Below are 26,411 nucleotides of genomic sequence, written 5' to 3' on the forward strand. Positions count from 1 at the left end.
CTCTTAGCGTTTCATCGCCCTATCCATCTCCACCTTCGTATCACGCTCTTTCAGCGTTTCACGTTTATCAAAAGTCTTTTTACCCTGGGCTAAAGCAATTTTTAGTTTGGCGAAACCACGTTCGCTGATGAAAATGGCCAATGGGATAATGGTAAAGCCCTTTTCTTCGGTGCGGGTTTTGAGTTTCTTGAGTTCTTTTTTATTGAGTAGCAATACACGGTCGCGCTTGGCTTCGTGGTTGTAGAACGAACCGTGCGAGTACTCTGCAATGTGCAGGTTACGGATGTATAACTGATTATCTATGAAAGTACAGAAAGCGTCATTCAAATTAGCCTTTCCCTCTCGGATCGATTTAATCTCGGTTCCAAGCAGTTTTAGTCCGGCTACGTACTCGTCCAGTACGTGGTATTCAAAATATGCCTTTTTATTTTTTATATATAAGTCTTGAGCCATTAGTTTGCAAAAATACGAATTATTTAGGTAGAGGTTTCACAATTAAAACCGGCACCTTTACCTTGTGACGGACTTCATTAACGGTTGTGCCGAAAATCAAATCCTTTAAAAATTTATGTCCGTGCGATCCCATCACCAGGAAATCTACCTTTTCTGCCTTCACCACATCGGCAATACCGGTAGAAGTTGAGCCGTAACCGATCCGCGCATGGGCATCATAACCTAAAGTACGCAATTCGTCGGCATAAGTTTGCAGGTTATCGGCATCGCTCTGGGTTTCCATGTCCATTACATCGGTTCCGTGGTATTTGGCACCGGCAGTTTCCACCACGTGGATTAAAGTATAGCGGGCATCTTTACCGCCTTGCATTACACCGTGGCGGATGGATTCCCAATCGTTCTTCGAAAAATCAAGTGATACGCCAATGTGTTTGTAATTAATTCTGTCAATCTCATGTATGGCACTGGCAATGCCGTGCGGTACATTATTAGGCTTATCAGGTGTTTTGTAAAAGAACGGACGAAGTGTTACGTAAACAAGTAGTACACCAATGGCGATAATAACCGGCACAATTACAGTATCTAAAATTAATGGTGATACCGAGCCGGAGCTACTCCAGTCGCCCAATTGCTGTATTACCAGTTGCACGTTTAAGCCTACAATCATTACCGCAAAAATCCAGGCGATGGCTTTTACCCATTTGTTAATCACAAATTTGCCCATCCGTACTTTATCAGATGTAAAGTGGATCAACGGAATTACGGCGAACCCCAACTGTAAACTCAATACCACTTGGCTTAATACCAGTAGATGGCCTAAAGCATCTGTTCCCGCATATAGCAAAGTGAAATAGGCCGGGATAATAGCCAATAAACGTGTTAACAGACGGCGCAGCCAAGGCGCAATACGCAGGTTAATGTGCCCCTCCATTACAATCTGACCGGCCAGCGTACCCGTGATGGTAGAACTTTGTCCCGAGGCAATCAGCGCGATGGCAAATAATGTTGGTGCCATACTGCCGAAGATTTTCTCCAGTAATTTATAAGCATCCTGGATCTCGGCTACCTGGTGAAAACCTTTGGTGAAGAATGCGCTTGCGGCCAGTATCAATATGGCTGCGTTGACAAAGAAAGCAAGGTTAAGTGCAATAGATGTGTCCCAAATGTTGAATTTGATGGCGGTTCTGATACCCTCATCAGTCCGCTCAATTTTGCGGGTTTGTACAAGGGACGAGTGCAGGTACAGGTTGTGCGGCATTACCGTAGCCCCAATAATACCAATGGCAATATACAAGGCGCTGCCCGATAAAGCATGCGGGATAAAGCCCTTGGCTATCTCATGCACATCGGGCTTGGCAATAAACATCTCTGTGAGGAATGATAGGCCAACAATAAAAATCAACGACACAATAAAGCCTTCGAGCTTGCGCATGCCCTTATTCATCAGGAAAAGCAGGAGCAGGGTATCCAGCAAGGTTAGCGAAACACCCCAGATCATCGGTAAACCAAACAACAAGTTTAAACCAATGGCCATACCAATAATCTCGGCCAGATCACAGGCTACAATGGCTATCTGTGCAAGGATGAACAGGCAAAAGTTAATAAAACGGTTATAAGCATGTTTGGATGCCTGCGCCAGATCTAAACCCCGTACAATACCCAAACGGGCACTTAATGACTGTAGTAGCAAGGCTACGAGGTTGGATAATAACAGTACCCATATCAACTTATATCCAAACTGGCTACCTGCCGCCAGATCTGTTGCCCAATTGCCTGGGTCCATGTAGCCAACGCAGATTAAATAGGCCGGGCCCAGAAAAGATAAAAACTTACGCCAGCCAACTTTATCAGTGGCTACCGAACTGTGTACATTGCTTAGAGATTCGCTCATGCGCTTATTAAAATATTTTTGGCAGCCTCTTTACCGATGCTGATCCTGTTTTCTGATTGATTAACTGTTAATACCACTGATTGGTCGTAAGCCAAAATTTCAATCACCTTAACCTGGTTGCCCAGCATCAGGTTCAATTTTTCGAGGTATTGCAAAAAGGCAGGGGAGTGCTCGCGCACGCCGGAGATCACTCCGCTTTCACCAACACCTAACTGGCTAATAGGTTTGAACTCCTGTTGTTTCATGCGGCCATGCTTGTCGGGGATGGGGTCGCCGTGGGGGTCATAAGCAGGGTAGCCCATAAACTGGTCGAGGCGGTCAATCAACTCAACCGATGAAATATGTTCCAGTTCTTCGGCCATTTCGTGCACCTCGTCCCACTTAAAATTGAGTTTTTCTACCAAAAAATATTCCCATAAACGGTGCTTGCGTACCACATCAACTGCTATTTTTTTGCCGATTTCGGTAAGGGTTACGCCATAGTAGGGTACGTAATCAATCAGTTTCTTCTCGGCCAGTTTCTTTAGCATATCGGTAACCGAGGCTGCCTTAGTTTGCAGAGTAGCAGCCAGTTGGTTAGTGGTAACCGAGGCATCTTCGGCAGATAGCTTGTAAATGGTTTTAAGGTAATTCTCTTCTGTAAAGGTTTGCATTTATACAAATCTAAACAATTATTTAGACTAATCTAAATTTTTATTAATTAGAATTATTATTTGTTTAACCGGGTTTTAAAAAAATTATATTTTGTTGAAGGAGGCTTCTATATTTGCATCATGGCAGCAGAATTAGATAAAATAGATTTACAGATATTAAAGATATTACAGGAAAACGGCAGAATTACTAACCTGCAGCTATCGAATGAGATTGGTTTATCGCCGGCACCAACCCTGGAGCGTGTGCGGAAATTGGAGAACGCCGAGTACATTAAAAGTTACCACGCGTTGGTGGATGAGGAGAAGTTGGGACTAGGTATCAAAACCTTTATCCAGATCTCTCTAGATTTCCACAAGAATAATACCATCCAGATTTTCTTAGATGAGATCCAGAAAATTAAGGAAGTAACCGAGTGCCATCACGTAACCGGTCAATGCGATTTTCTGTTGAAGTGTTACGTGCGCGATATTAAATCGTACGAGCAACTGATCATGGAAAAGATCAGCCGCATCAGTGTGGTTAAAACCTTCCAAACCATGATGATCATGTCGACTAGTAAAAAGGAACCGATAGTACCTTTGGAGTATTAATTTAATTGTGAGTTGTGAATTAGTGAGGGAGTGAATAGTTGCGATTTGCGAATTAGTGAGTTGTGAATAGAACTGCTCATTAATTCACAACTCAAAATGCATTATTGTCTTTCTAATCACCACTCACTAATTCACTCCCTCACAACTGCTTCAGTGTATCTGCCAGTCAATCGGCTTCTCTCCCTCTTTTATTAAATAATCATTTGCTTTCGAGAATGGTTTAGAACCATAGAAACCCCGTGCTACGGATAGTGGTGATGGGTGTACCGATTTAATAATATGATGCTTGGTTTGATCTATTAAATCGGTTTTTGATTGGGCGTAGTTACCCCAGAGAATAAACACAATACCTTTTCGTTTTTCTGACAGTTTGCGGATCACTTCATCTGTAAATATTTCCCAACCCATTTTTTGATGCGATGCCGATTCGCCTGCACGAACGGTTAGCGTGGCATTTAGCAGCAGTATACCCTGGCTGGCCCATTCTTCGAGGTTACCGTGTGTGGGGTAGGTAAAGCCGGGTATATCTGTTGTAAGCTCTTTATAAATGTTTTGGAGCGATTTGGGGATGGCAATACCTTTCTGTACCGAGAACGACAAGCCATGAGCCTGATGATCGCCTGGGTAGGGATCCTGGCCCAGGATTACCACCTTTACTTTATCGAAGGGTGTTTTGTTGAAAGCATTAAAAATATCTGCATTTTTGGGGTATATGCGGGCACCGTTTTCTTTCTCTTTTTTTAAAAATTCGCGTAGTTTTTGCATATACGGTTTTTCAAATTCATCGTGCAAAACTTCGAGCCATGAGGGTTCCAGATCTATCGCCATAAATATTTAGTAAGTGTTGATTAAACGTACAAATAAACGGATATTTGCGCTTTAATATATTCATAAACAATTATGTCAAATATTGTTAGGCTTGTTATAGCCTGTGTTGTGCTCGGAGCTGCTATTGCCATGAGCGCATTCGGTCTCTGGGGATGGGGAATCTTAGTGCTTTTAATCGGTGGTATCATTTTGTTAAGCTTCTTCTTTAACGAAAACATGATCATCGCGCAATTTTACCTGCGTAAAGAAAACAACGAAGAATCTGAAAAATGGTTGTTGAAGATTAAAGATTACGAGAAAGAATTATGGAAAAACCAGTGGGGGTACTATAACCTGCTGATTGGTTTGATCGAATCGCGCAGGGCGCCGATGAAATCTGAAAAATACTTTAAGAAAGCCTTGTCGCTAGGCATGAAAATGTCGCACAATACTGCACTGGCTAAATTAAGCCTGGCAGGTATTTCAATGGCCAAACGTAACAAGCGCGAGGCGCAGCAATATTTAACAGAAGCAACCAAAGAAGATAAAAACAAGCTGTTGGCAGAGCAGATAAAAATGATGAAAGGCCAGCTTGCTCAAATGGACAAACAGGTACAACGCGGCTACCGTAATTACTAATTAGCAGGCGCTAATTAGTAAACAAAAAGATAGGAAGAGCAGGGCGGGATTATTTTTCTTCAATTGAACCAAAATAATCCGGCTCTGATGAATGATTCTGATTAGGTTGTATGTGTCTGTCAGGAGAGAAAAATTCTTCCTCAGATGGGTGTGCAACTTCAACCTGCTTTAATAGGCTGCGGATGAAAGACAAGCCGAATTTTTTTCGGTCGAGTTTGATCAGGTATTCCTGTTCTGTTATCTCTAAAGTCATGTGCTTATATTTATGTTGTTCTTTCATAAAGTTAGAACAGGAAAATAAACAAAAAGTTATGTGACCTTTAAATTTCAGTTAACATTAGGCCTTAAAATACAAAAGAGCAGCGATTTATGTTAAATCGCTGCTCTTTTGTTGTATTTGGATACTAAACTTAGTTTTAGTTAAACCAAGCCATCACATCTTCTTTTGCAGGTATTGCAATTTCCAGTTTCAGTTTTTTGCGCATACCGCCTAAGTCGTTAAATACTTTGTTAGGGTTGGCTGCTTTCAATTCTTCAACAGTATTAAAGCCCATTTTGTTTACCACAGGCACCCACTCGGCAGGTACACCAATTTCAACAAAATCATCAATAGTAACTACTTTAGCTTTTTTCTCAGGGCGCATCTGCGGGAAAAATAATACTTCCTGGATGGTGCTCTGGTTAGTCAGCATCATTACCAAACGGTCGATACCAATACCCAGGCCTGACGTTGGCGGCATACCGTATTCTAAGGCACGTAAGAAGTCTTCGTCCATTGCCATAGCCTCGTCATCACCACGACCGGCTAAGATCAGCTGATCTTCCAGACGCTGGCGTTGATCAATCGGATCATTCAACTCAGAATAAGCATTCGCAATCTCTTTACCGTTTACAAACAGTTCGAAACGCTCAACCAAACCTTCTTTGGTACGGTGCTTTTTAGCAAGTGGTGTCATCTCAACCGGGTAATCGGTAATATAGGTTGGCTGGATTAAGTTAGCCTCAACCTTAGCACCGAAGATCTCATCGATCAGTTTACCTTTACCCATGGTTTGGTCAACTTCAATGGCCAAATCACGACAGGTTTGGCGTAAAGCCGCCTCATCCATCAATGATACATCGATACCGGTATATTTCAGGATCGAATCATACATCGACAGCTTTTCATACGGACCGGTGAAGTTGATCTGTTTGTCGCCAACCTGTGCAATAGCAGTACCGTTAACGGCAATGGCAATACGCTCCAGGCAGGTTTCAACCATCTCCATCATCCAGATATAGTCTTTATAGGCTACATAGATTTCCATCGATGTAAATTCCGGGTTGTGCGTGCGGTCCATACCCTCGTTACGGAACATTTTACCGAACTCATACACACCATCAAAACCGGCAACGATCAAACGTTTCAAATATAGCTCATTGGCAATGCGCAAAAACAGCGGCATATCCAACGTGTTATGGTGCGTAGCGAAAGGCCTTGCAGCCGCGCCACCATGTACAGGTTGTAGAATAGGAGTTTCAACCTCAATCCAGCCCTGCTCGTTAAAATAATTACGCATGGTGCTGATCACCTTGGTGCGTTTTAAGAAGATCTGTTTAAAATCGGGGTTAACCGTTAAATCCACATAACGCTGGCGATAACGCAGTTCAGGGTCGGTAAAACCATCGAAGGTATTGCCGTCCTCATCGCGTTTAACAATAGGCAGCGGTTTTAGTGATTTAGCCAAAACGGTCATTTCCTGTGTGTGTACAGAAATTTCGCCTGTTTGGGTTAAAAACACATAGCCTTTAATGCCGATATAATCGCCTAAATCTAATAGCTTTTTAAATACGTTATTGTAAAGCGTTTTATCTTCTCCGGGGCAAATATCATCGCGCTTCAGGTAAACCTGTATGCGGCCGGTTGAGTCCTGCAACTCTAAGAAAGAGGCATTACCCATAATACGGCGGGTCATGATACGGCCGGCAAGCTGTACCTGTTGGTAAGCATCCGGGTTGCTGTTAAAATTATCCTTAATATCCTGAGCCCAGGCATTTACATTGTAAGCTTCGGCCGGGTAGGGCTCAATGCCCAGGGCGCGAAGATCTTGCAACGATTTGCGACGATAAATTTCCTGCTCAGATAAGTCTGCAATACTCATAGTAAAACGCTAAAAATTATAAGGTTGCAAAAATACGATATTTCGTAGAAATAATTTGTCAATTAGCTAATTTGTCGATTTGTCAATAGTGCAATGTGCTAATTTGACAATTACTCATCCAATTATCAGGGGCATTAACTAATTGACAAATTGCCAAATCAACAAATTGAAAAGTGCTGTCAAAACAGCGCCAGCGAAAGCTAAATAGTAAGGTGTTTACTTTGTAATGGCCGGTAAATCACCGGGTATTAATTCACAGAATAATTTATGATGAAATCTATGAGATCGCCGCCGTAGGGATGATAGAGGGGGACACAAAATATTGTGTCTCTACGCTGCTATTCATGCAGATGTCCGGACTGGGTTCGGGCTGGTGTTAATGGTTTAGTTGTTTACTTAAAAACTCGCACACTTGTCATTCTGAACGTATGTGAAGAACCGACCGTAGGAAGCTCATTAATACATATAAAAATAAAGACCTATTAATAATCTTCTGCGCGAATAGAAGTATGGTGAAGAAGATCCTTCGCTATCGCTCTGGATGACAAAAAGGATACAGATGCAGATGTGAAATCAGCAAAATCGTTCTTTGAAATTTTATAAATGCCTGATCACCTTTGCGGGGTTACCAACCGCCAATGAATTATCAGGGATATCTTTAGTAACTACAGACCCCGCACCAATAACGCAGCGGTTACCAATGGTAACGCCCGGACAAATTACCGTGTTGCCGCCTATCCAGCAGTCATCACCAATAGTAACGGGTTTGCCAAATTCGGTATTGCGGCGCTCTATGGCATTCAGGGGATGGGCAGCAGTATAGATTTGCACAGCAGGGGCGAAGAACACATTGCTGCCGAGGTTTACTTTACAAACATCAAGCACCACGCAGTTTACATTGAAATATACATTGGTACCTACTTTGATATTATACCCATAATCGCAGTGGAAAGGTGGTTCGATGTATAAACCTTCGCCTGCGTTGGGGATCAGTTCTTTAACAATCTCTTTAGCGGCATCATTAAACAAATACTCGGTAACGTTTAGTCTATGAAGTAATTTCTTAGCATTGGTACGCCCTTTTACCAGTTCGGGATCATTGGCAAGGTAGGCTTCGCCATCGAGCATTTTTTGTTTTTCTGATTTCATGGTAAGGCTAAGATAGCGAAGATGCGTCGCAGACGCAATGAAGTTTTTAAGCACGCGTTGTAAACGCGCAAGAGAATTTTGTCATTGCGAGCGATAGCGAAGCAATCTCGTAGCTATGCAGATCGAATAAGCATTGGCGACGAGATTGCTTCGTTCCTCGCAATGACAAAATGGACATGGTTCCCCCTTTAGGGGGTTAGGGGGCTTACTCTTCTTCCCCTATATACATTTCATTAATGGCACCGGCGTATTTGTTTTCAATTACCTTGCGTTTGGCTTTCATGGTAACGGTCATCTCGCCTTCGTCCATGCTGAATGGGTTGCGTTTTACTTTGAAGTTTTTGATGCGCTCAAACTTGGCCAGTTCGTTACTTAGTTTTTTAATATCAGCACCAATCCAGTCGGTTACTTGCTTGTCGCTGATAAATTGCTCTGGTTGGTCGAAATATTGTTCAGTAAGTCCGAAGGTTTCCTGCAGGCCTTCACGTGATGGAACGATGATGGCTGTTACATATTCGCGTTTATCGCCCACTAAAAACACCTGCTCAATTTTGGGACTTTTGAGGTAAGTGTTTTCAACCGGGGTGGGGTAAATATTTTTGCCGTAGGCATTTACCAGCATGTTTTTAAGGCGGTCGGTAATTTGCAGGTAGCCTTTGTAAAAGCGACCTATATCACCCGTGTGGAACCAGCCGTCGGCATCAATTGCAGCCTTGGTTTCTTCGGGTTTGTTCCAATAGCCTTTCATTACGCATACGCCGCGGATGATGATTTCACCCTCTTCCGACTCAAAATTAGGGTCGAAAGTGTCATAGCTTTGAACCGTATAAATTTTACCGGTTTCGATGTTTTGGATGGCTGTTTCTGTCCGTTTAAAAATGCGGCCTACAGTACCATAAACCTGGCGTTCAAACTCAGTAACAGCCATTGGCCCCGTAGTTTCCGTTAAGCCGAAGCCTTCCAGGATAGGCACACCCAAGTTGCCAAAAAACTCGCCCACGTTACGTGGTAAGGCGCCACCACCCGAGATCAGGAATTTTAAGCGGCCACCGGTTTTTTCGATGATCTTACTGAATACCAATTTGTGCGCAATCTTATATTCCCGGGCTAATATAAAGCCTGGCTTTTTGCCGCTCTCTTTTGCCTGGCGATATTTCTGGCCAATTTCCATCGCCCAGGTAAATATTTTGGTTTTTACGCCGCCTGCACTCATGCCGTTTTTGTTGGCCTTATCGTGGATGCGTTCTAATAATCGCGGCACGCAATTCATAATGGTAGGTTTAACCTCCATCAGGTTTTTGGCCAGCAACTCCAAACTTTGTGCAAAAGCTATTTTACAGCCCGCACCGCAACAGATATAGTATGTAGCACAACGCTCAAACACGTGCGATAGTGGCAAGAATGAAAGGAATAAATCGTTCTCATCCACGTTCCAGATTTGCTCCAGCGCATCACGGATGGTTTCCACAAAGTTGCTATGTGTAAGCATTACACCTTTGGGCGTACCTGTGGTGCCCGAAGTATAAATTAAGCACGAAAGATCAGACGGCAAAATAGCTTCGCGGGCAATGTTGATGGTGAGTTTGTATTGATCAACCAGCGTTTTACCTTCGGCAATAACCTCTGCAAAACTCACTACACCAGCGGTTAAATTCAGGTTCTCGGTATATTTTTCGAAATCGTCGAAAGCAGGAATGATACGGATTAGCGCCGGGCAATTATTAGCCACCTTTAATACCTTGCGGAACAAAAAAGGATTGCCCACCAAAATAGTTTTCGAGCCCGAATCGTTCAGAATATATTCAACCTCAGCCTCGGTAAGTGTAGGGTATATCGAAGTATTTACAGCGCCAATTTGCTGTAAAGCCTGGTCGTAATAAATATAATCGGGGCCGTTATCAATTAGCAGGCCTAAGCGGTCGCCTTTTTTAATCCCAATGTTAAGAAACCAGGCCGATATCGCATCGGCATTATCCAGCGTTTCCCGGTAGGATATTTCCTGCCAGCTATCCTTTACCTTATCAATTAAGAAAGTATGCGTATCCGGATGAATGTTTTTTACAACGTTTCTAAGCAGTTCAGGAACGGTTGTAACTTCTGTATTCAGGTTCATTAATTTAACTGGGGTTTTTACAAAAAGAACAAATTTAATTATTTATAGGTAAAAACAAATTAGGGTATTAAATAGCAGCAACTTCCGTTCCAATGTAAAACGCATTAACGCAAAAAGCCCCGGCAATCGTCGGGGCTTTTGTTGTTTTAGAATGATATGATTTTGGTTATTAATCCGCGTTTGCGCGAAGCATTAAAGCCCCTACGGTTACATTGGTACGGCTATCGATAATGATAGCGCCCCCGCTGTTCTTATTATTTTGATAAAGATCAAACACTAAAGGATCGGCAGTTTTGATGATGACGCGACCGATATCGTTCAGCTTAAATTCTTCACCATCTTCTTTTTCTAAAGTGTTGATGTTTACTTTATATAATATCTCCTGGATACGTGCTTTAGTAACCTTGCTATTATGCTGAATTAAATAAGTAAGCGAAGTATCCAATGCGCGGGTATCCATCCAGCATAAATCGGCTTCAATTAATTGCGACACTTGTGGTTTTAAGGCGCTGCTCACTAAAATATCGCCACGGCTAATATCAATATCGTCTTTCAATCTAACGGTTACTGATAAACCTGCACCGGCTTCTTCAAATTGTTTATCTAATAGTTCGATGTGCTCAACAGTAGAGGTGAAGCCTGATGGCAACACGGTTACTTTATCGTTAACTCTTAATGAGCCACTCAGGATTCGGCCAGCATAACCACGATAATCATGTAATTCATCTGTTTGTGGACGAACGACCCATTGTACAGGCAGGTAAGCATGAGCAACGTTGGCATCAATGGCAATTTCTACCGTCTCCAAGTGATCAAGCAGACTTTTGCCGTTGTACCAGTCCATATTTTTTGATGGATTAACAATGTTATCGCCTTTAAGTGCACTAACCGGGATATAGGTGATGTTACTTAAGCCAACCTTGGCTGCTAACTGCTGATAATCCTTAACGATCTCATTAAAACGATCTTCAGAAAAATCAATCATGTCCATCTTGTTCACGGCTACCACTACTTGCGGTAATCCTAACAGCGACACCAAAAATGAGTGGCGAATAGTTTGCTCGATAACCCCTTTACGGGCATCTATCAAAATAATAGCCAAGTTTGAATTTGATGCACCGGTAACCATATTACGGGTGTACTGGATGTGGCCGGGTGCATCAGCAATGATAAACTTACGTTTCTCGGTCTGGAAGTATTTGTAGGCCACATCAATGGTAATACCTTGCTCGCGCTCGGCTTTGAGACCGTCGGTCAGGATGGCCAGATCGATGGTGCCATCGTCATTTTTACGATTCGAGCTTTGCAGGGCTTCGAGTTGATCGGCCAGAATAGATTCACTATCGTACAATAGTCGACCAATCAATGTGCTCTTGCCATCGTCGACACTACCGGCAGTAATAAATTTTAGTATTTCCATTAAAAATAGCCTCCTTTCTTGCGGTCTTCCATGGCAGCTTCAGACACTTTGTCGTCCATGCGCGCACCACGTTCGCTTATTTTAGAGGCACTTATTTCGTTAATAATATCGTCAATTTCAAATGCGTATGATTCTACAGCGGCAGTACAGGTCATGTCGCCCACGGTGCGGAAACGCACGTTACGGTTTTCAACTACATCCTCGCTATCCATGTTCAGGAACTCGGATGCTGCCATTAGCTGACCGTTCCGGGTAATGCAATCGCGCTGATGTGCAAAGTAAATAGTAGGCAAAGGGATGTTTTCGCGACGGATATAATTCCATACATCCAACTCCGTCCAATTACTGATCGGGAACACGCGTACGTTTTCGCCTTTGTTAATTTTACCGTTAAAGATGTTCCAAAGCTCGGGGCGCTGGCGTTTTGGATCCCATTGACCGAATTCGTCACGTACCGAGAAGATGCGTTCCTTAGCGCGGGCTTTTTCCTCATCGCGGCGTGCGCCACCAATACAAGCATCAAACTGGTGCTTGGCAATGGTGTTTAGCAGGGTAACGGTTTGCAAAGCATTACGGCTCGCGTTTTTACCTTTTTGCTCCACCACGTTGCCGTTATCAATATCATCCTGCACATAACCAACAATCAGCTTTTCGCCAATACGTTTAATCATATCATCGCGGTAGTCAATTGTTTCCTGAAAGTTATGGCCGGTATCGATATGCACCAGCGGAAATGGGAACTTACCGGGGCGAAATGCTTTTTGGGCCAGGTGCACCAGTGTTATAGAATCTTTACCTCCTGAAAATAAAAGCGCAGGTTTCTCAAACTGGCCTGCAACCTCGCGTAAAATATAGATCGCCTCTGCCTCAAGCTCGTCCAGGTAATCCAGGTTGTACTTACTCATTTGTTATTAAATTATTATCATGGCCAACATGCAGCCCACATTCTTTCTTCGATTGATCTTCCCACCACCAGCGGCCAGCCCTAAAGTCTTCGCCGGGTTGTACGGCACGGGTACATGGTGCGCAGCCTATGCTGGGGAAACCACGATCGTGCAGTACATTGTATGGTATATTATTTACGTTTATATATTCCTTAACATCGTCAAGCGACCAGTTATATATCGGATGAAATTTAACAATTTGATTTGAATCATCCCACTCAATCGGCTCCATAAACTGGCGGTTGGCAGATTGATCGGCTCGGATGCCTGTAATCCACAACTTATTGCCAGCCAAGGCGCGTTTTAATGGTTCGATTTTGCGAATATTACAACACTCTTTCCGGTTCTCAACCGATTCATAAAACGAGTTGGGACCCTTAGCATCCACCATTCGCTGCAAAGCTTCGTGCTGCGGATAATAGGCATGGATTGGTTTGCCATACATTTCCAGTGTACGGTTCCACACGTAATAAGTTTCGGGGAACAATCGACCGGTTTCTAAAGTAAATACCTTAATAGGTAGGTTATTTTTGAAGATCATGTGCGTTATCGCCTGATCTTCCCAGCCGAAACTGGTAGAAAAGATAATCTCACCAGGGAAAAGCGCAGCCAGGTTAGCCAAAGCTTCTACCGGGCCGAGGCCTTCAGTGTGTTGTTTAATATGTTCGGGAACTTTACTCATTTCTTAAATAACCTTTAGTACAAAATTGATGATACTCTTTAAACTGATGAGTACCACAATTACAGCAACCGACATCATAATGGCTTTGGTCGAGATCTTGTTAGAGATCCTTGCCGCAATAGGCGAAGCCAGTGCGCTACCTAATACCAAACCTGCAACAGACTCCCAATGGGCGCCGTTGAGCATGGCAATAAAAGTAAGCGAACTCATTAAGGCTATAAAGAACCTTGATAGCTTGACAGTACCCAATGAAAAACGAGGATTACGCCCACCGGCTATCAGTGATGATAGCACGATTGAACCCCAGCCTCCGCCGCCAACAGCATCAATAAAACCACCACCAAAACCTAAAAAGCGGATGTTTTTAATTTTGCCTGATTTTCTTTTGGCTTTCAGATCTAAAGCTTTGCGGAAGATGACGATACCTAAAATTAAGGTATATAAGGATACTAAAGGCTTGGTATACTGTGCATAATGCTCTAACGATGAAATTAAGTAAGCACCTGCCATGGCACCAATAATACCCGGAATAAGCAGTAACCAGAATAGCTTCCAGTTAATATTATTCATGCGGTAATGCATCCAACCGGCAATACCGTTGCTCAAAATTTCTGATAAATGAACACCCATACTTGCCGTAGCAGGAGGGATGCCCATTGATAAGGAGAACGTGGTTGAAGTAACACCGTACGACATGCCGATAGCACCATCAATAAAAGCAAACACAAAACCTGCACCTAAAAAGTAATAGAATATAGGATTGATGTTCTGTAAAAAGCTTTTAAAATCTGCATCGCGTGACCATAAAATGGATACCACAATGGCGATTGAAGCCACAATGGTTCCCCAGATAATCCAGCGGAAAAGGTTTTTAAATTCGGACTGTTGTTTAGGCTTAACCAGTACAGAGGTTACCTCGTTTAGCTTTTTAACCTTGGTGGTAAAATCTCCCTTTAATGAATCTCGTAAAGTACTAAGCTGTTGCAGGGTAGTATCAATTTCTTCGGGCAGTCCTTCGTTTAAAACTTCCTTCAAACGTTTAGCCACAGTTGGCGATTTGCCGTTGGTCGAGATCGCAATTTTCAGATCGCCTTTTTGCACGATAGAACCCAAGTAAAAATCACAAAGCGAAGGTTTATCAGCGACGTTAATCAGCAGGTTACGATCATGCGCAGCCTGGCGTATAATGGCGTTTAAAATATTATCATCAGTAGCCGCAATTACCAGGTCGGCTGTATCCAGATCATCCTCTTCAAATTGCTTTTCGCGGATGGTTATGGTTGGGTTTTCGGTAGCCAACAGATATACTTCTGTGGACACCTTTAAGGCAATAACCGTCACCTTTGCAAGCGGACTATTTTTGAGCAAGGCAGTCAGTTTTTCTAAACCAACATTACCTGCGCCAATTACAACCGTATGCAATTCATTCAGCTTTAAAAAAACAGGGAACAATTGATTTCCTGCTGATGTTTTTTCTTCGCTCAATGTGTTCAAACTATTATTCCTGGGCAACAATGTCATAAAATTCCCTGATAGGTGAAAACTTAGGGTGCAGTGATACCACATCGCCCAACACAATCAGTGCCGGTGCCTTAATTTTATTTTCTGCAACTACTTCAACAATGGTATCAACAACGCCAATGGCCACTTTTTCTTCGGTGGTCGATCCGCTTTGTATTACCGCAACCGGTAGTCTGTTTTTGCCTTCTTTTTTATAAATTTCAACAATTTCGGCCAATTTATGTACGCCCATTAAAACAACAACAGTTGCTTTGGTACGGGCTGCTTCATAAAGATCACTTGAAATCTGGCCGTTTGCCGTAGTACCGGTTACCACCCAAAAGCTTTCACTTAAACCGCGATGCGTAACCGGGATGTTCTGCAAGCCCGGTACGGAGATAGAACTTGAAATCCCCGGAATAACTTGTGCCGGGATACTGTAAGAAGCCGCAAAATCCAATTCCTCATAACCACGGCCAAATACAAACGGGTCGCCGCCTTTTAAGCGGACTACATGGCCATAATTGATAGCATAATCAATCATCAGTTTGTTAACCGCATCCTGCGAGTATGAATGATCGCCCGAACGTTTACCTACATATACTTTGTGTGCATGGGCTGGGGCAAAGTCCAGCAATTCGTTATTCACCAGGGCATCATACAATACCACATCGGCAGTTTGTAGGGCTTTAACGCCTTTAAGCGTTATCAGCTCGACATCGCCCGGACCAGCGCCTACCAGTGTAATGCGTGGTTCTTTAACGGCTGTTTTAGTTTGGGTTTGTATCATGGTTATACTAATGCCTCTCTTTTTGCTTTAATACCATCTAAAAATGAAGTTGCTTCGGCTTTGTAGCGGGTAGCAAACTCCTGCGATGGTTCGTTTTGGTTAATCTGTAAAATCAGCTCGCTAAAGCTGCTTTGTAATTCTATTTCTTTAGTGTCGACATAATTTACGTCGAACTCTTTGATGATACCTGTTTGGGTACTCATGTTGATGTTTTTTTGCAGTAACAAAGCTTTGGCACTGCTCACCATTACGTTGTAGCTATGGTAAATGGCATCAGCCCAGCGGCCTTCGTTATAAGCTTCGTTAGCCCATCCTAATTTTTCGTCGGTTTCGAATAGGAGGGTAGCTACTAAGTCGATTACCACACCAGCACATTCGCCAACGCCAATGGCGGTTGCAAAGGTTTCTACGTGCCCCCAGTCTACAAACTCATCGTCGGTTAGGGTAGTTAAATCAGCCAGTGGTTTTAATAGCTGGTAGAAATAATCTTTACCGAAACGGTCATAGTATCCGTGAAAAGTTTCATCGGCAATCGAGTTCTTTTGAAAATCATCTAATACCGCTCTCAGTACATGCGTAGCGCGTTTAGCCGGTACTTTAATTACCTTATCAGCCGCACGGCCAAAGCCGTTGCCAACAGTACCGCCACCTAACAATACTTGTACAGATGGTAACACGGCTTTACCTGCTTTTAATGAGCTGCCGTGAAACCCAATATGCGCTAAACCATGCTGACCACATGAGTTCATGCAGCCGCTGATTTTAATCTTGATCTCGCGGTTGTAGATCAAACTTTCGTATTCATTATAGATCACATCCTCTAACACTTTAGATAAAGTCATACTGTTAGAGATTCCCAGGTTACAGGTATCGGTACCAGGGCAAGTGGTTACATCGGCTACGCTATCGAAACCCGGAGCAGCCAGATCAATATTTTCTAAAGCTTCATAAAGTGCAGGTAATGATTCTTTGCGTGCGTATTTCAGCATTAATCCCTGGTTTTGAGTGATGCGGATCTCATCAGCCACATAAGGGCTGATGGCATCAACCAATTGGCGTGCTACGTTTGATGGAATATCGCCCACAGGTACTTTTACAAACACGCCATAAAAACCTGTTTGCTTTTGCGCAAAAACATTAGTGTTTAACCATTGCTCGTAACGGAGCGGATTTTTTAGATCTTCAACCGCCAGCAAATTTTCAGCTATTTGTGGTGGCTGGGGTTGGCTGATTGTATCTCTGTTAACTTTAAGGCTTTTAACCTTGTTAGCCGTTTTTTCTATCGAAGCCAGGTTCAATAATTCCTCTAAACCAATCTTTTGGATCAGGAATTTTAAACGGGCTTTATTACGGTTGGTACGTTCGCCATTACGGTCGAACACACGGATGATAGCTTCGATGTACGGGATTAGCTCATCCTCGGGCAAAAACTCTTCTACCGCATGGGCTAAAGCAGGTTGCGCGCCAAGGCCGCCACCCAATAAAACTTTAAAACCACGGCTACCGTCTTCTTTCAGTTTCGGGATAAAACCCAGATCGTGAATGTAAGAGAAAGCAGTATCAGCTTCGCTTGACGAAAAAGCTATTTTGAATTTACGGCCCATATCCTGACAGATGGGGTTACGCAAAAAGTATTCGAAAGTGGCGTGTGCGTAAGGCGATACATCAAAGGGTTCCAATGGGTCGATGCCCGAAGTTGCCGATGCAGTTACGTTACGCACGGTATTTCCGCAGGCCTCGCGCAAAGTGATTTCGTCCTGCTCCAGTTCTGCCCAAAGTTGTGGGGTGCGGTCAAGGCTTACGTAGTGTATCTGGATATCCTGGCGGGTGGTTAAGTGCAGGTTGCTGCTGCCGTACTGGTCAGATATGTCGGCAATGCGCAATAGTTGTTTAAAGGTTACCTTACCGAAAGGCAGTTTGATACGCACCATTTGCACACCCGGCTGGCGCTGGCCGTAAACACCGCGTGCCAAACGCAAACTCCTGAATTTTTCGTCGTGGATTTTGCCTTCGCGAAACGCACGGATCTTTCGTTCTAGGTCTATAATGTCTTTTTCAACTATCGGATTTTCCAGTTCTGTTCTGAAACTTTGCATGTCAGCAAATTAATATTGTTATAAAAAAGCCCCTTCTGCTGCGGCTGAAGAGGCGTATATCATCTAAATTATACAGCAACAGCCATTATCATCGCCTGCAAATACAGCAATAAATAAAAGCGTTTGTAAGTGTATAATTAATTTTCATCGTTATTATATCCCAAATATATATATACTATAGGGAATAAGTAGTAATTATTTGAAAATTTTACTAAATGTTTTTCAGATGACTTTTTTTATTGAATGAGGGTAAGCCCGCTTTCGCGTGCAATAACATCGGCAATGCTGGTTTCCGAAAGAATTTTCAGCGTAGCATCACGTACCTCAATAAACACATCCCTTATACCACAGGTAGTTTCCTGGTGGCATTCATCACAACGATGGTAAAAGTTTAAGCTAGCACAAGGCACCATAGCAATGGGGCCGTCCGTAATACGCATAATACTTACCAGGTAAATGTCTTTGGGGTCTTTGTTGAGGCTGTAGCCGCCGCCCGCGCCTTTTTTGCTGTACAGATAACCAGAGTTTCGAAGCTCCAGTAGTATTTGTTCAAGAAACTTTTTTGGTATTTTTTCCAGTTCGGCAATTTTTGAGATCTGCATAGGCGGCTGATCAGCATTTTTACCCAGAATTACCAGTGCTTTAATCGCGTATTTGGTTTTTTTTGACAGCATTTTATACTATAACAACTTACAAATGTACAACAAAGAAATATAGGTATAATATTTTGTATATTGATTAAAAGTTAGAACAGCAAAATTTTAATTAATAAGCTAAACTTCGACGGCATTTTTTAATATTTGTAATCTAATTATTCGCAAGCTATGTACCGTCATATTCAGGACTTTCTCAACGATTGGAAAAACGAAGAGAGCAATACCGTCAAGATTTTTTCTGAAATAACGGAAGAAACCAAATCACAAAAAATTAATGAAAATGTGCGCTCGCTCGAGCGTTTGGCCTGGCATATTACCCATACTATTACAGAAATGGGCTCAAAAGCAGGTTTATTTGAAAGCGACCCGCTTGAAGATCAACCGATCCCGGCCACATTTACAGAGATCATTGAAGCCTACAAGCGAAACAGCGCATTACTGGCCCAAACCGTGCCAAGCAAGTGGACAGATTCATCTTTAGAGGACGAAGTTCCCATGTACGGCGAAAACTGGAAAAAGGGAAATATCCTCTCTATCCTCATCGGCCACGAGGCACACCACCGCAGCCAGATGACGATTATTATGCGCATGCTTGGCTTATCCGTTCCGGGTTTATATGGCCCATCAAAGGAGGAATGGATTGCTTACGGGATGCCGGCTATGGAGTAATTTGGGGGCTTGTGAGTTCTCAGTCTGCCTGATCTCTGTTAGGATAGGTAAATCAGTTATTAGTGTTAGTGGATGTTCTTTTTTCTTTTTGAAAAGAATAAAAGAACCAAAAAAGAAAACAGCGGCTACGTTCTGTTCTTTTTAAGGTAGTGGTGGGGCTTTGCCTGTACTACCCGAACAGCCCTAATGCCGCAAAAAGAGTGTATTTACGGTTGCTCTCTTTAATACCTTTTAATACTTTGTTTCTTCTACAGCAACAAAATATCAATCCGGTGTGCGTGCACCATTTCAAGTTTTTTGTTCCAGGCAAAGATGGTGAAGTTGCCGTCTTGTGAGGCTACTAAGGCAATGGCATCGTGCTGGTCATATACAAACTGCGCTGCAGCCAGGTGACGCGTTCCGCCATTTTGGGCAGGATGCATACGGCAGGCAGTAGAATCAATTGTGGGTTCGGTAACTACAATTTCTTCAATGGTATTATCAGTGGCGCGGGCGATTTTAGCACCGAAGGCTAGTAACTCATGATCCTGGGTTACTACGGTAGCGCCATCAACGGCGGTAAAGCCGCCAATAATTTCGATTCCCTGTAATAAACGTTCTTGCCATTCGAGTTTGTTGCGGTGGCTATGGTCTTGCTCAACGAGTTCTTTAACCACGGTGTAGGGTGGCTCAACCGGATAGCTGATAGGTTTTACGATTGATTTACGCCACTCGTCAGAATTATTAGGTACCACCAGCACAATACCGCCGCGCTGGTGCGAACGCATAGAGGCAGCCAGCTCAACCCAAACATTTACAGAGTTGGATAAGTAGGAAGGTAGTGGCATACCCATTAAAGATGCCATCAGATCTGGGAAGTCGCCGGATGTGTTGGCATTGCTTTCGTCAACAATCTTAATTTTATCGCCTTTTAATATGGCTATGTTTACAAACTTGCCGAAGCCATCAACGCGGCTGTGTTTAATTACCACCAGGCCGGGTTCAATAACTTCGAGTACAAAACAAATGTGTGGGATACCATGCGTGGTTCCCCAGATATACATATCGTCGCCATCGTTCCAAACAGCCAGATGTATGCCGGGATTTTCGACAGCGGGAGAGAGTTTGTTAAGATTGTGCGGAGTTAACCTTAGTTTACGGCCAAAGCGCAACGGTCTGTCAGCCTGATCGGGGTGTAATAATGCGATTGAAATTTTGGGTGAATGCCCTTCTTCGCGTTGTAAACTGGCCCAGAAAGCAGCATCAATAATAGCCTCAATAATATGTATTGGCGGCTGTGTAGCCAGGTTTCTTTTACCCATTTTGCGCGCCTCATTAAGGTGCTTTGCAAAGTGCGATTCTATGGTTGAGGCCACCATTCGGGCGGCCAGGTATGATGGCTCAGATAACATTTAATTTCACGGTATATTACAAAGCTATAATATATATTATTTAATTAGATACTGCAACTGCGTGGCAATTGAATATGACCCGGCGTCGACACTCAATTCCACAAAAAAAGCCCTCCGGAATTAACCAGAGGACTTTTGAGAGATTTAGTTGATTATTATTAATTGATGTTTATTGTGGTTTCTTTTTTAATATCTTTTGATGATGTACCCGCCAGCAATTTATACTTGCCCGGTTCAACAACCCATTTCATAGCTGTTGCATCAAAATAAGCTAAATCTTTAGCTGGTATTTTAAGCGTTACTGTAGCAGTTTGCCCGGCTGCTATCCATACTTTTTTAAAGGCTTTAAGTTCTTTTTCTGCACGATCAACCTTAGAGCCTGATTTGTGGACATACAACTGCACGGTTTCTTTACCCGCATACTTACCGGTGTTTTTTACCTTAACCGTAGCAGTAATATTATCTGTTGATTTATAAGTTGCCCTATCAGCATACAAGCCATCATAATCATAATTGGTATATGATAAACCATAACCAAACGGATATAATGGATCAATGTTTTTGGTATCGAACCAACGGTAGCCTACCAGGATGCCTTCTTTATAATCAACCTTTAAATCATTGCCAGGATAGGCATTTAAGGCATGCGCCGGAGAATCGCCCAGTGAAGCCGGGAAGGTAAATGGCAATTTACCCGATGGGTTAATTTTGCCCAGCAGTACATCGGCCAAAGCATTGCCATTCTCAGAACCATTATACCACGACCATACAATGGTGTGGTTGTTCTTTTTAATAGCGCCGATATCATAAGGTGCACCGCCAACAACTACTACAATGGTATTTGGGTTAGCAGCGGTAACCGCATCGATCAAAGTTTGCTCACCGAAAGGTAATGACAGATCTTTACGGTCGCGGCCTTCACTTTCGTAATCACGGTTGCCACCAACAAAAAGGATAGCCATATCGGTTGATTTTGCAGCAGCAACAGCTTCGCTTACCATGGCTGGGTCTGAATGGTTGTAATCATCACCATTATGGTTTTCTTTAGTCGGGTGATAAACGCCCGAATAGCCTTGCGCAAATTTGATATTAACGCTGCTACCCAACCTGTTTTTTAAACCGGTCAGTGCGTTAATTTCATATTTAGCTTTAACACCAGCACCAAAGCCTCCAAGGTGGAAAGTGTGAGTGGCATTATCACCAATCACGGCAATGCTTTTAATGCCTGATGTGTTTAAAGGCAATAAGTGCTTATCGTTTTTCAATAATACGATTGATTCTGAAGCAATTTCGTAAGCGGTTTTGCTATGCGCCGGGGTAGCCATGCTGCCTTTCGGTTGGTTTGCGCTTAAAGAAGTTTGGTACATAACCCATAAAATGCGGCGTACTTTTGCATCGATAGTAGCTACGGTAACTTTGCCTGCCTTAACAGAATCGAGCAGGGCTGTGGCGAAATAGTACTTATCATATTTTTCGCCCGAACCCATTTCCAGATCGAGGCCATTGTTAGCAGCGGCTACGGTACTGTGTGTGCCGCCCCAGTCGCTCATTACTAAACCTTTAAATTTCCATTCGCCTTTTAAGATCTTCTTCAACAGGTAGTCATTCTCTGAACAATACACCCCACGAACTTTATTATAGGCCGACATGATCGTCCATGCACCGCCTTCGGTAATTGAAGCCTTGAAAGCAGGTAGGTATATTTCGCGCAGGACACGTTCGTCGATGTTTACGCTTACATGGTCGCGCTCTACTTCCTGGTTGTTTACAGCAAAGTGTTTAACGCAGGCAGCCACGTGCTGGCTTTGGATACCATGTACAGATGCAACAGCCAGTCGCGCATTTAAATACGGATCTTCAGAATAATACTCGTAGGTACGGCCGCAAAGCGGGGTACGTGCAATATTAAAAGCCGGGGCCAGCATCACCTGTTTATTGCGGGCACGGGCTTCTTCGCCCATATCGTGGCCGTAACGGTAGGCCAGTTCGGGATTCCAGGTGGCTGCTAAAGCCGAGCCGTTGGGGAAAAAGGTAGCAGAGTCGGTCAGTAAATTGGCCGATCCCCAGCCGGGTTTAACTTCTTCGCGTACGCCTAATGGGCCGTCATCGCTCACCAGGTCGGGAATACCTAAACGCTTAACACCTGCCGATGAAAATAGTCCGTTGGCGTGCACCATTGCTATTTTTTCTTCGAGGGTCAGCTTTTTGATGATGGCCGAAATTTTAGCATCAGTACTACCGGCTGATTTACTTTGTGCATTAACAGCGCCACCGCCCAAAAGTAAAACACCGCAGAAGATGTACCCGGAAACTCTTTTTCTCATATCTAATTTTTACAGGTGTAATTGTTTAACTAATGTGTTGATATCCAATTGTGAAACCTTCATTGTGTCTTAATTACACTTTTGCGAAATAGTAATTGGTATAAAAAACAATTAGTTAGAGGCTAAAAGTAATAATGTAATACGCGCTGTACTTGTGCTAAATAAACAAATGATTGTACTATTTTAACAAGGTTGTGAATGGTGAGTTGTGAATGAGTGAGTAGGGGGGGAATAATGAGTGAAGGAGTGAGTTGTGAGTTAGTGAATAGGAACCTTCAGCTCGCGTTAGGGATTGGAGCGGATACCGTCCGCCTATCGGCGGATAATGCCTGTGCAGTATGAGCGTAAAGCCCGACCGGAGGGAACGCCCAAATGAGTTAGTGAGTGGTGAGTTTTGAATTAGTGAGTTAGGATCGGCGCAAATTCAGGGCGAAGAAGATTCCTCGTACCTCGGAATGACAAATGGAAAGAAAGTCAGAACGGTTCAGCGCCGTTGTTGTCACCACCAACATCCATGCTTACATATAGTATATTATTGTTGGTGACAACACCAACAATGGCGAGTTTTTAGAAAAAGGGGATGTCATACTGAGCTCCGTCGAAGTATGGTGGGTAGGGCTCTATGCGCAGTGTTTCAATACAGAATAGGTTAAAAAAGAAATCCAATAGCTGATTGAAAGATAACTCGAATCAAAGCACTATTGGATTTTTATGGGTTAATTGCTTAACCGGGGATATTAGTTTTTTGGGGTTCGGGCGGGGTTGATACAATTTCGCCAAATTCATTAACATAAGCCATCATACTTTCCAGATCACCTCCTGTAGCGTTTTCCTGGCGCTGTTGTTTACGATACTCTTTATCTTCCTTCTTTTTCTGACGGTTTTTTTCGAGTTGTTTTTTCATGAAGGTTGCCTGGGATTTTGCCATATTTTACTGTTGGTTTTAATTTTTTTATAAACAAAAAGCACCTGCCGGTTAGGCAAGTGCTCACGATTAAATTTATAGTATTTCTTAGATTACTTTAACATTTACCGCATTTGGTCCTTTTCTGCCTTCTTCGATATCGAAAGAAACTTTGTCGTTTTCACGGATTTCGTCGATTAAGCCAGTTGAGTGAACGAAAACATCATTTCTGTTTTCGCTTTGTGAAATAAAGCCGAAACCTTTAGTGGTATCGTAGAACTTTACTGTTCCTTCTTTTTGCATTGTATTATTTTTAATAAGTGCGCAAGGTACGCATTAATAACGGGCTTATTTTACTATGGGTGAAATATATTAACAGTATTTTAATTTTTTAAACTAAAATATATTGGTTAAGTGGTTGATTATGTTGATGGTGTGAGTTGTTTATACCGGACAATACGCCATGTAGTAGAAATGTAAATTCGTTAAATATTGGTTTGAATTCAAACTATCAATTATTTAACTTTGCATATTACTACTAATAATATATGCAAGCACAATCTTTAGTTGAATACGGGCCGAGGCGAATCATTATAACTATCACCGCCGTTTTTTGCGCCCTGTTAGAGATTATTGATACCACCATTGTTAACGTTGCCTTAAATGATATGCGGGGTAACCTTGGCGCTACCTTGAATGAGATTAGCTGGGTTATTACAGCTTATTCACTGGCCAACGTAATCATTGTACCCATGACCAGCTGGCTCTCCCAGCAGTTTGGCCGTCGAAATTACTTTGCTGCCTCGGTTGTTATATTTACTGTTTGTTCTTTTTTATGCGGTAATGCCCATAATATCTGGGAACTGGTGATCTTCCGTTTTTTACAAGGAATGGGCGGAGGCGCACTATTGGTAACATCGCAAACCATTATTACCGAAAGCTGGCCGACTGAAAAACGTGCCATGGCGCAAGCAATTTATACATTGGGCGTAATTGTTGGCCCAACACTTGGACCGCCGCTGGGTGGTTATATTGTTGATAATTATTCGTGGCCGTTTATATTTTACATTAACATCCCGGTAGGTATCATTGCAACCTTACTTACGCTGCAATACGTGCGGAGCCCTCAATATGAAGAGAAGCGACCAGCCAGCCAGGTTGACTGGTGGGGGATCGGTCTGCTTACCGTAGGCATCTCGTCCCTGCAATATGTGTTAGAGAAGGGGCAGGAGGACGATTGGTTTAGCAGTAAAGCCATCATTGTATTATGTGTTACGGCTTTCCTTGGTTTATATCTCTTCATCTGGCGAGAGTTATCGTATAAATATCCCATCGTAAATCTACGCGTACTCAAGAACGGAAACCTGCGGATAGGGGTATTATTATCCTTTATTATGGGTTTAGGGCTGTTTGGGTCGACCTTTGTGATACCCTTATATACCCAGTCTCTATTGGGATGGACGGCCCAGCAATCGGGTATGCTGCAATTGCCAAGCACTTTGTTTGTGGCTGTGATGATGCCGGTGGTGGCGATTTTAATACAGAAAGGCATCCCTCAGAAGTATCTGATTGCCATAGGGATGACGGTATTCTTTGTTTATAGTTATTTATCATACACTATTCTGACTCCATTCACCAGTAGCGGCGATTTCTTTTGGATCTTGATTATCCGCGGGTTTGGTTTAGGCTTGCTTTCTGTACCGGTGAGCACGATGTCGTTATCCACCTTAAAGGGACCAGAGATTGGCCAGGGAGCGGCATTCTCGGGAATGATGCGGCAATTGGGTGGTTCGTTCGGTGTGGCCTTGATCTCTACGTTTGTATCGCGGCAAACACAGGTGCACCGCAATACATTGGTGTCGCATCTGGATGTTAACAGTTTAAGTGTACAGCAGCGGGTAGCGCAAATGACAGCAAGTTCACGCCACAACGGCTTAGATAGTATTACTGCCCGGCAAACGGCTTATGCCATGCTGGATGGCGCGGTTACCAAACAAGCCACGCTACTGTCATATATGGATGTTTTTTTATGGGTGGGCGTTATGTTTTTGGTTTGTGTGCCTATTGTGCTGATATTTATAAAACGAAGCAAAGCCAAAGTAAACCTTGCAGATGCAGCTCATTAAATCCTGAAAAATGGCAACAGTAAATAAAGCAGAATTAGCGATAGAATTGGGGCGGGCCATGCAGGAGATGCGCAATAAATCGCGCCAAACCATACAGCTAAGGATGAAGGAAAACAATATGAACCTTACCTTCGAAATGCTGGAAGTACTCTCATGTCTGTGGCGCAAAAATGGCATTAACCAGCAGGAAATTGCCGATATAACGTTGAAGGATAAATCGAGCATGACCTATCTGATCGATAATCTCGTAAAACGTAATATGGTGAAGCGGGTAGAGGATGAGAACGACCGCCGTAATAAACTGATTTACTTGACCGACGAAGCCAATAATTTAAAAGCACAGCTTTATCCCTGGGTAACAGAAATGTATACCGTTGCCACCGAGGATATTGATGCCGATGATCTTACCACTTGTTTGAATTTAATAAACAAGATGGTTGGCAACCTCCCATAGTATGGCCGGCTACTAACT

General features: G+C 43.0%; 24 protein-coding genes. 5 read left to right on the forward strand and 19 right to left on the reverse strand.

Translation table 11 applies throughout. The features are described 5' to 3' along the window. Positions 1-3: 3 nt before the first annotated feature. Genes smpB through PQO05_RS11370 form a run of 3 tightly spaced genes read right to left on the reverse strand, consistent with a single transcriptional unit; the run spans position 4 to position 2,997 of the window. Complete coding sequence (gene smpB, locus PQO05_RS11360; RefSeq protein WP_273633030.1) at positions 4-453, reverse strand: SsrA-binding protein SmpB; 450 nt, start codon at positions 451-453, stop codon at positions 4-6. Between the two features lie 19 nt (positions 454-472). Next, positions 473-2,344, reverse strand: a complete 1,872-nt coding sequence (locus tag PQO05_RS11365) for an Nramp family divalent metal transporter (RefSeq protein WP_273633031.1) — start codon at positions 2,342-2,344, stop codon at positions 473-475. Further along, the gene (locus PQO05_RS11370; RefSeq protein ID WP_273633032.1) at positions 2,341-2,997 is read right to left on the reverse strand and encodes a metal-dependent transcriptional regulator; all 657 of its coding nucleotides are present in this window, start codon (positions 2,995-2,997) and stop codon (positions 2,341-2,343) included. Before PQO05_RS11370 ends, PQO05_RS11365 begins: the two co-directional genes overlap by 4 nt. Before the next feature lie 120 nt (positions 2,998-3,117). Between PQO05_RS11370 and PQO05_RS11375 the strand changes: the two genes are divergently transcribed. After that, positions 3,118-3,588, forward strand: a complete 471-nt coding sequence (locus tag PQO05_RS11375) for an Lrp/AsnC family transcriptional regulator (protein ID WP_074489870.1) — start codon at positions 3,118-3,120, stop codon at positions 3,586-3,588. A gap of 150 nt (positions 3,589-3,738) precedes the next feature. Here PQO05_RS11375 and ung read toward each other — a convergent pair whose 3' ends face one another. Further along, a complete protein-coding gene (ung, locus tag PQO05_RS11380) occupies positions 3,739-4,416 on the reverse strand; it encodes a uracil-DNA glycosylase (protein ID WP_273633033.1) in 678 nt (225 codons plus the stop codon). A 72-nt stretch (positions 4,417-4,488) separates the two neighbouring features. Between ung and PQO05_RS11385 the strand changes: the two genes are divergently transcribed. Then, positions 4,489-5,034: a DUF2892 domain-containing protein gene (locus PQO05_RS11385; RefSeq protein ID WP_273633034.1), complete on the forward strand. Its 546-nt coding sequence runs from the start codon at positions 4,489-4,491 to the stop codon at positions 5,032-5,034. Between the two features lie 49 nt (positions 5,035-5,083). On the opposite strand, the gene PQO05_RS11390 is transcribed toward PQO05_RS11385, so the two are convergent. From PQO05_RS11390 to PQO05_RS11440, 11 genes are all read right to left on the reverse strand, one after another. Next, positions 5,084-5,314, reverse strand: a complete 231-nt coding sequence (locus tag PQO05_RS11390) for a hypothetical protein (protein ID WP_273633035.1) — start codon at positions 5,312-5,314, stop codon at positions 5,084-5,086. 136 nt (positions 5,315-5,450) lie between these two features. Further along, complete coding sequence (gene lysS / locus PQO05_RS11395) at positions 5,451-7,175, reverse strand: lysine--tRNA ligase (protein WP_273633036.1); 1,725 nt, start codon at positions 7,173-7,175, stop codon at positions 5,451-5,453. A 597-nt stretch (positions 7,176-7,772) separates the two neighbouring features. Further along, positions 7,773-8,324, reverse strand: a complete 552-nt coding sequence (locus PQO05_RS11400; RefSeq protein WP_273633037.1) for a sugar O-acetyltransferase — start codon at positions 8,322-8,324, stop codon at positions 7,773-7,775. A 205-nt stretch (positions 8,325-8,529) separates the two neighbouring features. After that, positions 8,530-10,437, reverse strand: a complete 1,908-nt coding sequence (locus tag PQO05_RS11405) for an AMP-dependent synthetase/ligase (protein WP_273633038.1) — start codon at positions 10,435-10,437, stop codon at positions 8,530-8,532. Positions 10,438-10,606: 169 nt separating this feature from the next. Continuing rightward, positions 10,607-11,857, reverse strand: coding sequence for a sulfate adenylyltransferase subunit 1 (locus PQO05_RS11410; RefSeq protein ID WP_273633039.1), 1,251 nt, complete (start codon positions 11,855-11,857; stop codon positions 10,607-10,609). Beyond that, positions 11,857-12,762 (reverse strand): sulfate adenylyltransferase subunit CysD, encoded by a 906-nt coding sequence (cysD, locus tag PQO05_RS11415; RefSeq protein WP_273633040.1) that lies wholly within the window; start codon positions 12,760-12,762, stop codon positions 11,857-11,859. The genes PQO05_RS11410 and cysD overlap by 1 nt, the downstream gene beginning before the upstream one ends. Further along, positions 12,755-13,483, reverse strand: coding sequence for a phosphoadenylyl-sulfate reductase (locus tag PQO05_RS11420; protein ID WP_273633041.1), 729 nt, complete (start codon positions 13,481-13,483; stop codon positions 12,755-12,757). Before PQO05_RS11420 ends, cysD begins: the two co-directional genes overlap by 8 nt. Positions 13,484-13,486: 3 nt before the next feature. Beyond that, the gene (locus tag PQO05_RS11425; protein WP_337943122.1) at positions 13,487-14,968 is read right to left on the reverse strand and encodes a TSUP family transporter; all 1,482 of its coding nucleotides are present in this window, start codon (positions 14,966-14,968) and stop codon (positions 13,487-13,489) included. A 13-nt stretch (positions 14,969-14,981) separates the two neighbouring features. Beyond that, a complete protein-coding gene (cobA, locus tag PQO05_RS11430; RefSeq protein WP_273633043.1) occupies positions 14,982-15,773 on the reverse strand; it encodes a uroporphyrinogen-III C-methyltransferase in 792 nt (263 codons plus the stop codon). A 2-nt stretch (positions 15,774-15,775) separates the two neighbouring features. Beyond that, the gene (locus PQO05_RS11435) at positions 15,776-17,869 is read right to left on the reverse strand and encodes a HEPN domain-containing protein (RefSeq protein WP_273633044.1); all 2,094 of its coding nucleotides are present in this window, start codon (positions 17,867-17,869) and stop codon (positions 15,776-15,778) included. Positions 17,870-18,105: 236 nt separating this feature from the next. Next, on the reverse strand, positions 18,106-18,543 hold the full coding sequence (locus PQO05_RS11440) for an RrF2 family transcriptional regulator (protein ID WP_273633045.1): 438 nt from the start codon (positions 18,541-18,543) through the stop codon (positions 18,106-18,108). A gap of 150 nt (positions 18,544-18,693) precedes the next feature. On the opposite strand from PQO05_RS11440, the gene PQO05_RS11445 reads away from it, so the two are divergent. Further along, a complete protein-coding gene (locus PQO05_RS11445) occupies positions 18,694-19,194 on the forward strand; it encodes a DinB family protein (protein ID WP_273633046.1) in 501 nt (166 codons plus the stop codon). Between the two features lie 248 nt (positions 19,195-19,442). On the opposite strand, the gene PQO05_RS11450 is transcribed toward PQO05_RS11445, so the two are convergent. From PQO05_RS11450 to PQO05_RS11465, 4 genes are all read right to left on the reverse strand, one after another. Then, a complete protein-coding gene (locus PQO05_RS11450) occupies positions 19,443-20,585 on the reverse strand; it encodes a putative sensor domain DACNV-containing protein (RefSeq protein ID WP_273633047.1) in 1,143 nt (380 codons plus the stop codon). A 158-nt stretch (positions 20,586-20,743) separates the two neighbouring features. After that, positions 20,744-22,909 carry a glycoside hydrolase family 3 C-terminal domain-containing protein gene (locus PQO05_RS11455; RefSeq protein ID WP_273633048.1) on the reverse strand — a complete coding sequence of 722 codons (2,166 nt, stop codon included), beginning with the start codon at positions 22,907-22,909 and terminating at the stop codon, positions 20,744-20,746. Positions 22,910-23,633: 724 nt separating this feature from the next. Beyond that, on the reverse strand, positions 23,634-23,837 hold the full coding sequence (locus PQO05_RS11460) for a hypothetical protein (RefSeq protein ID WP_273633049.1): 204 nt from the start codon (positions 23,835-23,837) through the stop codon (positions 23,634-23,636). 84 nt (positions 23,838-23,921) lie between these two features. Continuing rightward, positions 23,922-24,116 (reverse strand): cold-shock protein, encoded by a 195-nt coding sequence (locus PQO05_RS11465; protein WP_166585929.1) that lies wholly within the window; start codon positions 24,114-24,116, stop codon positions 23,922-23,924. Between the two features lie 245 nt (positions 24,117-24,361). Between PQO05_RS11465 and PQO05_RS11470 the strand changes: the two genes are divergently transcribed. Next, on the forward strand, positions 24,362-25,939 hold the full coding sequence (locus PQO05_RS11470) for a DHA2 family efflux MFS transporter permease subunit (protein WP_273633050.1): 1,578 nt from the start codon (positions 24,362-24,364) through the stop codon (positions 25,937-25,939). A gap of 10 nt (positions 25,940-25,949) precedes the next feature. Continuing rightward, positions 25,950-26,393 carry a MarR family winged helix-turn-helix transcriptional regulator gene (locus PQO05_RS11475; protein ID WP_273633051.1) on the forward strand — a complete coding sequence of 148 codons (444 nt, stop codon included), beginning with the start codon at positions 25,950-25,952 and terminating at the stop codon, positions 26,391-26,393. Positions 26,394-26,411: the final 18 nt, after the last annotated feature.

Source organism: Mucilaginibacter jinjuensis (assembly GCF_028596025.1).
In the GTDB taxonomy this organism is placed as follows: domain Bacteria; phylum Bacteroidota; class Bacteroidia; order Sphingobacteriales; family Sphingobacteriaceae; genus Mucilaginibacter; species Mucilaginibacter jinjuensis.

Excerpts from the sequence above, each read along its gene's own strand:
- PQO05_RS11445 (WP_273633046.1), top strand. The coding sequence starts at position 18,694 with ATGTACCGTCATATTCAGGACTTTCTCAACGATTGGAAAAACGAAGAG.
- ung (WP_273633033.1), bottom strand. The coding sequence starts at position 4,416 with ATGGCGATAGATCTGGAACCCTCATGGCTCGAAGTTTTGCACGATGAA.
- PQO05_RS11375 (WP_074489870.1), top strand. The coding sequence starts at position 3,118 with ATGGCAGCAGAATTAGATAAAATAGATTTACAGATATTAAAGATATTA.
- smpB (WP_273633030.1), bottom strand. The coding sequence starts at position 453 with ATGGCTCAAGACTTATATATAAAAAATAAAAAGGCATATTTTGAATAC.
- cysD (WP_273633040.1), bottom strand. The coding sequence starts at position 12,762 with ATGAGTAAGTACAACCTGGATTACCTGGACGAGCTTGAGGCAGAGGCG.
- PQO05_RS11405 (WP_273633038.1), bottom strand. The coding sequence starts at position 10,437 with ATGAACCTGAATACAGAAGTTACAACCGTTCCTGAACTGCTTAGAAAC.
- PQO05_RS11400 (WP_273633037.1), bottom strand. The coding sequence starts at position 8,324 with ATGAAATCAGAAAAACAAAAAATGCTCGATGGCGAAGCCTACCTTGCC.
- PQO05_RS11420 (WP_273633041.1), bottom strand. The coding sequence starts at position 13,483 with ATGAGTAAAGTTCCCGAACATATTAAACAACACACTGAAGGCCTCGGC.
- PQO05_RS11435 (WP_273633044.1), bottom strand. The coding sequence starts at position 17,869 with ATGCAAAGTTTCAGAACAGAACTGGAAAATCCGATAGTTGAAAAAGAC.
- PQO05_RS11460 (WP_273633049.1), bottom strand. The coding sequence starts at position 23,837 with ATGGCAAAATCCCAGGCAACCTTCATGAAAAAACAACTCGAAAAAAAC.
- PQO05_RS11455 (WP_273633048.1), bottom strand. The coding sequence starts at position 22,909 with ATGAGAAAAAGAGTTTCCGGGTACATCTTCTGCGGTGTTTTACTTTTG.
- PQO05_RS11365 (WP_273633031.1), bottom strand. The coding sequence starts at position 2,344 with ATGAGCGAATCTCTAAGCAATGTACACAGTTCGGTAGCCACTGATAAA.
- cobA (WP_273633043.1), bottom strand. The coding sequence starts at position 15,773 with ATGATACAAACCCAAACTAAAACAGCCGTTAAAGAACCACGCATTACA.
- PQO05_RS11390 (WP_273633035.1), bottom strand. The coding sequence starts at position 5,314 with ATGAAAGAACAACATAAATATAAGCACATGACTTTAGAGATAACAGAA.
- PQO05_RS11470 (WP_273633050.1), top strand. The coding sequence starts at position 24,362 with ATGCAAGCACAATCTTTAGTTGAATACGGGCCGAGGCGAATCATTATA.
- PQO05_RS11410 (WP_273633039.1), bottom strand. The coding sequence starts at position 11,857 with ATGGAAATACTAAAATTTATTACTGCCGGTAGTGTCGACGATGGCAAG.
- PQO05_RS11475 (WP_273633051.1), top strand. The coding sequence starts at position 25,950 with ATGGCAACAGTAAATAAAGCAGAATTAGCGATAGAATTGGGGCGGGCC.
- PQO05_RS11370 (WP_273633032.1), bottom strand. The coding sequence starts at position 2,997 with ATGCAAACCTTTACAGAAGAGAATTACCTTAAAACCATTTACAAGCTA.
- lysS (WP_273633036.1), bottom strand. The coding sequence starts at position 7,175 with ATGAGTATTGCAGACTTATCTGAGCAGGAAATTTATCGTCGCAAATCG.
- PQO05_RS11440 (WP_273633045.1), bottom strand. The coding sequence starts at position 18,543 with ATGCTGTCAAAAAAAACCAAATACGCGATTAAAGCACTGGTAATTCTG.
- PQO05_RS11450 (WP_273633047.1), bottom strand. The coding sequence starts at position 20,585 with ATGTTATCTGAGCCATCATACCTGGCCGCCCGAATGGTGGCCTCAACC.
- PQO05_RS11385 (WP_273633034.1), top strand. The coding sequence starts at position 4,489 with ATGTCAAATATTGTTAGGCTTGTTATAGCCTGTGTTGTGCTCGGAGCT.
- PQO05_RS11465 (WP_166585929.1), bottom strand. The coding sequence starts at position 24,116 with ATGCAAAAAGAAGGAACAGTAAAGTTCTACGATACCACTAAAGGTTTC.